This window comes from Shewanella sp. BJSY2023SW001, from assembly GCF_047314685.1.
Taxonomy (GTDB): Bacteria; Pseudomonadota; Gammaproteobacteria; order Enterobacterales; family Shewanellaceae; genus Shewanella; species Shewanella indica.
In genome coordinates this window covers 128,672-135,870 of record NZ_JBKORF010000084.1, presented here as the reverse complement: position 1 = coordinate 135,870, position 7,199 = coordinate 128,672, and the positions used below count along the sequence as shown (strand labels likewise).

General features: G+C 47.3%; 5 protein-coding genes. All 5 read right to left on the bottom strand.

Features of this window, described 5'->3' with window-relative positions; genetic code table 11:
• Nucleotides 1-497: 497 nt before the first annotated feature.
• Nucleotides 498-944, bottom strand: a complete 447-nt coding sequence (locus tag ACMHXH_RS20480) for a hypothetical protein (protein WP_039033784.1) — start codon at nt 942-944, stop codon at nt 498-500.
• A 12-nt stretch (nt 945-956) separates the two neighbouring features.
• Complete coding sequence (locus tag ACMHXH_RS20475; protein ID WP_335912118.1) at nt 957-3,068, bottom strand: S8 family peptidase; 2,112 nt, start codon at nt 3,066-3,068, stop codon at nt 957-959.
• A gap of 461 nt (nt 3,069-3,529) precedes the next feature.
• Nucleotides 3,530-4,189 (bottom strand): maleylacetoacetate isomerase, encoded by a 660-nt coding sequence (maiA, locus tag ACMHXH_RS20470; protein WP_144361241.1) that lies wholly within the window; start codon nt 4,187-4,189, stop codon nt 3,530-3,532.
• A gap of 165 nt (nt 4,190-4,354) precedes the next feature.
• A complete protein-coding gene (locus ACMHXH_RS20465; protein WP_039033782.1) occupies nt 4,355-5,344 on the bottom strand; it encodes a fumarylacetoacetate hydrolase family protein in 990 nt (329 codons plus the stop codon).
• Between the two features lie 261 nt (nt 5,345-5,605).
• Nucleotides 5,606-7,144 carry a transcriptional regulator TyrR gene (gene tyrR, locus ACMHXH_RS20460; protein WP_413738537.1) on the bottom strand — a complete coding sequence of 513 codons (1,539 nt, stop codon included), beginning with the start codon at nt 7,142-7,144 and terminating at the stop codon, nt 5,606-5,608.
• Between the last annotated feature and the right edge of the window lie 55 nt (nt 7,145-7,199).

Here is a 7,199-nt window from a genome sequence, read left to right as displayed (position 1 = left end):
AAAAATGATGAAAAATCAAGCCTCGAAATACTTTTTAAAACTACAGCAATAATTAAAATGAAAATTACTTAACCAAGGATTTAAACAGATAAAAAGTGGATTAAAGACAATACTAAAACTATCAAACACACCATTAAAAACATTACCATATGAAAATATGGCAATTAAAAATAGCTTTATTATAAATTGCCAGCCATCTTAATGCTCATCCCACTTAATGAAGTTATTTGTTAAACATACAGATTTCCGCAACCATAAAAAGCTCTTTTACAACACTATTCAATCCCAGCATTAAACCTGTAACTTACACTGTACACTTAAAAAGATATACCCTGCAGGGTTCTAATCCTTTACAAGAATCAGAACCTGCAGGTACGTCTATAACCCAGCATGTCACAACAGCGGCTATCAATATCAACCTATTTTAATAAGATTCAGTATATCTGCTCTGTGCTAGCCAGGAATGTCACTAGTGGTTATTTACACTTTCTCTACTGTTACCAAGGTTGATAGAAGTCCTGTGCCAGATCCAATTCTGCTCTGAGAACCTGTGGATTCTGTTTTATTGAACCCAAAACCTTTAATAAATCGCTTCCATCCGGTGCGGATAACAGAAGGAGGTTGTTATCACTTCGCCAATCCAAATGCAAATTATGCTGTTGAGAAAATTCGGTAGCCGAGACACCTTCTGCCAATTTTACAATGAATTTTCCTGTTGGAATTGCAATAACATCACCAGCAGAATCAACCAAAGGCTGTCCCTTTGATAAAGTTTCTGCCTTTACAACTCTATCATTAATTTTCACCAATGGAGTATCCACGTCATAAACTTCGGGAGCTACTTTATCCAACAAAGAATCATCACTCAAAAATGGTCTAGCCTGTACTGTCATAGACATGGCAGAAATAAGTAACGAAACAACTATCACTGTAATATTTTTCATACTACCCTCTCCTTAAGAAGCGCTTACGGCTTGGTGACCATGGATACGTAAAGACCAGGACTTGAGTACTCCATTAGCCTCATTTTCCAATAGCTTTTCTTCTACATTCACCTTTCCTACTCGGAAAATATATCCCTGTTCGCCACTATTTACATCGATAACCTTCAAAGTCCAATTTCCTCTGGCATTTTCACCATAAAAAGCATTGGACAACATGGGAGTATTTGTATATCCAGAGTTTCGAATGGGAACAAATCCATTATAGGGAGTCATAATAACGCTACGGGTACCCGAAGGTGAAATTAACTCAACAGCCAGATCAGCCAAACGCTTATGCTCTACCGTAAGATTAATTTGTACCCCTTCAACAATCCAATCTGAATCGAACTTCTGCACATCACTTACCCCCTCCAAGGAAGCATCCGGTATTGCCCCATTCAGTTCGGTACGAGACAAGTTATCACTTATCTGATATTCGCCTAAGTTCACCTTATAATTTCTAGCCATGGCAACAGCTTTACTGACATCAATGCGTCCGAAACCATAAAAATCATGGAATTTAAACCCAGCAGCATTGGTAAACCAAGCAGGCACAGCTTCATAAAGCTGACTAGCATCCGTATTTAAAGGAACTCTGATAGGCTGAATATTGGCATCTACCTGCTTGGACGTCATGGCCAGAATATGCCGGATATCACGCCAGGAGAGTGATGGATTGACACTCATTATCATGGCAATCGCACCACTGACATTCGGGGCTGCTGCCGATGTCCCGTTCATGGTAGAACGATAGTCACACTCAAGATTGAGTGGATGCTGGCCCCCATTAAAAGGGGTTCTGGGGCGCTCTTCGGTAACCGAACTGCCTTTGTCACAACCGGCTCTGTCCGTAGTCACAATTGCAGGGTTCTGAGTACCATACTCCCCCCCGGGAGCGTTAACAAAAACATTGGCCCCCACAGATGAATAACTGCTACGTTTACCATTTGCACTTCCTGCGCTGACCACAAGGTTATAGAGGTTGGTATTATTGGGAGACATGTTGGCATTGTGATAGGGTAATCCTTTATTGGCTGGCCTATTTTCACCTCTGGCTGTAAAGAAGTCTCTTGGTAATAGATATTCAGGTTGCCCTGTGGCGTTGTACCCCAAAAAATTATAATTATATCCATTACCGGCAGACTTGACGAAAATACTGCCCTTGCCATTAAAACTCTTGGTAGTCACCTGCTGATAAACTTCAAACTCATTTTCTCTCATTGAGCCCGGAATCATTGGTTGGTTTCCATAGCTTTGGTTAAACACCCTGGCTCGGTCGCTATAAGCACTTGCGCCATGGGACTTGGTGAAATTTTCAAAGGTTTGTACATTGCGGATCTCACGGCTAGGGTCGCTATCCAGGAAGTTAAAACCGATAAGCTTGGCTTCAGGTGCAACTCCCCGGCCACCTATACCATTCCACCCGGCAGCAGCAATGATTCCTGCAACCGAAGTCCCATGTGAAGCACTATTGGAAAATGGTGTCGGGTCAACTGTACCTGTGATTAGATTATAGGATCCGCCCGCTATCACATTGGCACTGAGATCCGGGTGACTGATCTCCAGACCATCATCTACCACAGCTACAATGACATCTTTACCGGTAACACCTGAGGCTATGGCATCGCTGACATTGATGTCTTCACCGAGCACACCACGGTTTCTGGCAAAGGCATTTTGGCCGGTGTTTTTCAAGTGCCATTGATGTTGATACAAGGGATCGCCTCCCTTTATTCTCAAGGTTAATGCCGAAATAGATTCACTCTTGCCGTCACTGACTTTGAAGCGCACAACTTCTGTGCCTTCCAATGCATTTGTCTGATAGCTGAAACTCCCCTTGGCCGTATCATTGATAGTCAAAGTCCCTAGCTTGACTTCGCCGGGATCCACTAACGAAAAGGTTATCCCTCCTTCGGCATCTCTTCCTTCCAGTTGTCCATTGAGGCGTACCGACTGACGAACGTCATAGGTTACATCTCGGCTTTCCGGAGGTGTATTAACCGGCTCAGGCGCTTTCTTGCTGTCACTGCCACAACCCGCCAATAAGGTTGCAGCTATGCTCAGTGAAATAATCGACTTATGCATGCTTCTTTTCCTTTTGATAATAAAACGCCATACCGCCGAAAACTGGGTTTCAGAAGCAAATCTTTAATAGGTATGGCGTATTTTTTATTGTTATAGCTTAGTCAAAACTAAGCGTTAACATATGTATCACATGTAACAGCAAGTTCAATAGGAGAAAAACGACAAGCAGGAAAAATCCTACATACGATACGAGATGCGTTATTTTAAGCATGTTATAAAAGACTAAATAAAGAAATGATAAACCAATAAATCTAAAAATAATTTCCTGTATAAACCTAAACGAAAACGCAATAAAAACAGCATATTGTTTAAACAATTAGTTACAAATTGCCGGGAAGATTTTATTTTTAAAAGCCTGTTATTAACAGAAAGGTATCATTTTATAAGAAAGGTTTTTCAAGCGCTGGGAATTTTGGAGGTTATTTTATAGTCACCGCATAGATGACTATAAAATAATAAACCTACTGGGCATCATGTTGATTTTCAGGGGCAGCATCAATAAAGGCTGGCAGAATCAGGCACTCATCATTAATACGGCAAATGTTGGGGTATGGAGACAAGTCAATATTAAAACGCTTGGCATTATAAACCTGAGGAACCAGACAGATATCCACCAGGCTGACCTGGTCGCCGAAACAATACCGGCCCGAGTACTGCTGCAGCTGTTGCTCCAATGCACCAAAGCCCTGCTCGACCCAGTGGCGATACCAATCATTCTTGGCCGCATCATCCAACTTGAGCGTCCCGGTCAGATACTGCAACACTCGCAAGTTGTTCAAAGGATGTATCTCACAAGCAATACCCATCGCCATAGCCCTGACCAGCGCCCGCTGCTCAATATCACCCGGCAACAGCGCCTCACCGCCAAAGGCTTCATCCAGATATTCAATGATCGCCAGCGATTGGGACAGCACCAACTCGGCGCGCTCGTCGTTGTCATCCGTCACCACCAAAGCCGGTACCAACTCCTGCGGGTTTAGCGCCTTGAAAGCGGCCTGATGCTGCTCGCCGCCATTGCGCACCAGATGAACCGAGAGCTGCTCGGCGCAAAGCCCCTTGAGGTTGAGCGCAATCCGCACCCGATAAGCGGCGCTGGAGCGCCAGTAACCATATAATTTCAACATAAGTTGTTCTCCCAAAGCTCGCTAACCTTAGATTGCGACTCTGCCCTGGTGATGTTTTATCCAAAGCCTTAACGCTGACACATTCGAAGGCAATACCAAGCCGGTATTAAAACCAACGGGGCTTCATCTTTATTGAGAGCCCCGTTTTGTTATCAAGTTATTTTACTCGGCTATATACTCAACTACCTGCTGATCTATCGTGCCGAAGATGCTGTGCCCGGCATCATCCAGCATTTCGATTCTGACCCTGTCTCCAAAGCCCATAAATGGCGTCACCGCCTTGCCCTCGGCAATCACTTCCAGCATGCGCTTTTCGGCCAAACAGCTGGAACCTGCGCTTCTGTCATAGTTGGAAATGGTGCCCGAACCTATGATGGCACCGGCGCCCAGGGGGCGAGTCTTGGTGACATGGGCGATCAGCTCGGCAAAGTTGAAGGTCATATCCACCCCGGCATTGGGCTTGCCGAACAGTTCGTTGTTCAGATGGGTGATCAGCGGCAGATGAACCCGGGTATCCTGCCATTTATCTCCCAGCTCATCCGGTGTGATTGCCACCGGTGAGAAACTGCTGGAAGGTTTGGACTGGAAAAAGCCAAAGCCCTTGGCCAACTCGGCCGGGATCAGGTTACGCAGCGACACATCGTTAACCAACATCAACAGCTTGATATGAGAGGCGGCGTTTTCAGCACTCACGCCCATGGGCACATCATCTGTGACCACGGCAATTTCCGACTCGAAATCTATGCCCCAATCTTCGCTTGCCAGCGGGATATCGGCTCTGGGAGCGATAAAACTGTCTGAACCGCCCTGATAGACCAAGGGATCTGTCCAGAAAGACTCCGGCATTTCGGCGCCGCGGGCCTTGCGCACCAGCTCAACATGATTGACATAAGCGCTGCCGTCGGCCCACTGGTAAGCGCGGGGAAAAGGTGACAAACAACGGCTCTCGTCAAAATCCTGGGTGTTATCCAACATGCCGGCATTCAGGGCATCGGAAAGCTCTCTGAGCTGAGGTTCCAGCAGTGACCAACTGTCGAGCAATTGCTGCATGGTCTGAGCTATGGCGGGAACAGCCACTGTCTGCTTCAAATCTCGACTGACCAACATGAGTTGACCATCGCGGCGTCCATTGTCATATGTCGCTAATTTCATACCTGCTCCTTCCTGTCTCTGTCCGGATTAATGGTTTTCATCAGGCAATCTGCCCGGCTCAATCCGTTTCTGTTATCCCGCCAGTAATACCTCATGCCGCGGGCAATGAAAACTCTGTGACTCACTTCACATTTAACCGCTTTGAGAACGGGTTTGTAAACTTTCACTGACACTTATCACCAGCAAGCGCCGGCAAAGGCTTTGCGTTCAAGGAATGGCTAAATATCAGCCATTCCGGCGGCAAATCCGCTTTACAGGGTTTCAGCGCTTCTTGCTGATCTCATATTCCCTGAGTTTATTGGCAATGGCGGTGTGGGATACCCCCAACTTTTTCGCCAATTGGCGGGTACTGGGGTACGCCGGATAGAGACGCCGCAGCAAACCGGCTTCAAACTGCTTCATGGCTTGATCCAAGGTGCCTTCAAACTCCTTGTCGAAATAGCCAAAACCTTCGGCATAGGAAGGCAGTTTCAACTGTTCTATAGTCAATTCGGCCGAACCGTCCCACATGGATACCGCTCTGAACACGGCGTTTTTCAGTTGCCGCACGTTACCGGGCCAGGCATAGGTCAACAGGTGATCGCGGCAGGACGCCGAGATCCGCCGCACCGGGCTGGAAAGCTGCTGGCTGTAGTGTTCAAGGAACATTTCCGTCAGCGGGATAATATCGACCCTGCGTTCACGCAGCGCCGGCATATGGAAACTCAGTACATGAATTCGGTAGTAGAGATCTTCACGGAACTCACCGGTCTGACAAAGCTCCGCCAAATTCTTCTGGGTCGAGCAGATGATACGGACATCGGCGCGCACCTCTACATCGCCGCCGATACGGCGGAAACTGCCATCCTGCAGCAAGCGCAACAATTTGACCTGAGCGGCCTTGGACATCTCGGCAATTTCATCGAGGAAGACGGTGCCGCCCTTGGCTTCTTCAAAGAAACCCCGCTTAACCACTTCACCCTTACTGACATAACCAAACAGCTCCTCTTCTGCGGCACTGTCGGGCATGGCGGCGCAGTTGATGGCAATAAAGGGTTTCTCCCGTCGCATGCTGGCATCGTGACAGGCCCTGGCCATCAGCTCTTTTCCTGTACCGGTTTCCCCGGTGATCAGCAAAGGCGCATCCAGCTGTGCCATACGCTTGGCCTGCTTGAGTACCACTTTCATCTTGTCGCTGACGGCCAGCACTGAGTCAAAGCCACTGCTCTGGCTCTGCAGCGCGTTGAACTGTTTGCCCACCCGCGCCGGTGACTTGAGTGCCACCACGGCGCCAGCGAGAATACTCTTGTCGTTTTCATCCGGCAGATAGATAGGCAGCATTTCGGCCAGATACTCGTTGCTGCCAATAGCAACCCGGGTAGCCTGCGCCAACACCTTGGGCTCACTGAGCCAGCGACCAAAATTAAAACCTTGCACCCAGTGATTGAGGGATTCATCTATTACTTCATGTTCGGCCATTTCCAGAATAAGCAAGGCGGACTCGTTGACGATACGAATTCGCCCCTTTCCGTCGAGGGAGAACACGGCATCCGGCAGGGTTTTCAAGAGGGTTTTTAGGGCGTAATGCTCCTGCTCCGAGGGCATAAAGGAAACGGTTCTGACGTCGTGCACCCCTTCCACCTTACGGATTTGGGGCATCAACTCACTCAAGGTCTCAAAGCCGACCTCGGCAAACTGCAAATATAAGAATCCCTTGTTACTGGCGTCGATAGCGATAAGGTTAATCCCGTATCGCTCCAGCACCATTAAAATATCCTTGGCTAAACCAACGCGATCCTGACAACTGACTTCCAAGCGCATAACTGTCATTCCCTTTTATAATTCAGATTCTTTGGGATTATCGCCCGCACGAAGA

Coding starts and splice junctions, on each gene's coding strand:
- ACMHXH_RS20480 (WP_039033784.1), bottom strand. CDS start 944: ATGAAAAATATTACAGTGATAGTTGTTTCGTTACTTATTTCTGCCATG.
- ACMHXH_RS20475 (WP_335912118.1), bottom strand. CDS start 3,068: ATGCATAAGTCGATTATTTCACTGAGCATAGCTGCAACCTTATTGGCG.
- ACMHXH_RS20465 (WP_039033782.1), bottom strand. CDS start 5,344: ATGAAATTAGCGACATATGACAATGGACGCCGCGATGGTCAACTCATG.
- tyrR (WP_413738537.1), bottom strand. CDS start 7,144: ATGCGCTTGGAAGTCAGTTGTCAGGATCGCGTTGGTTTAGCCAAGGAT.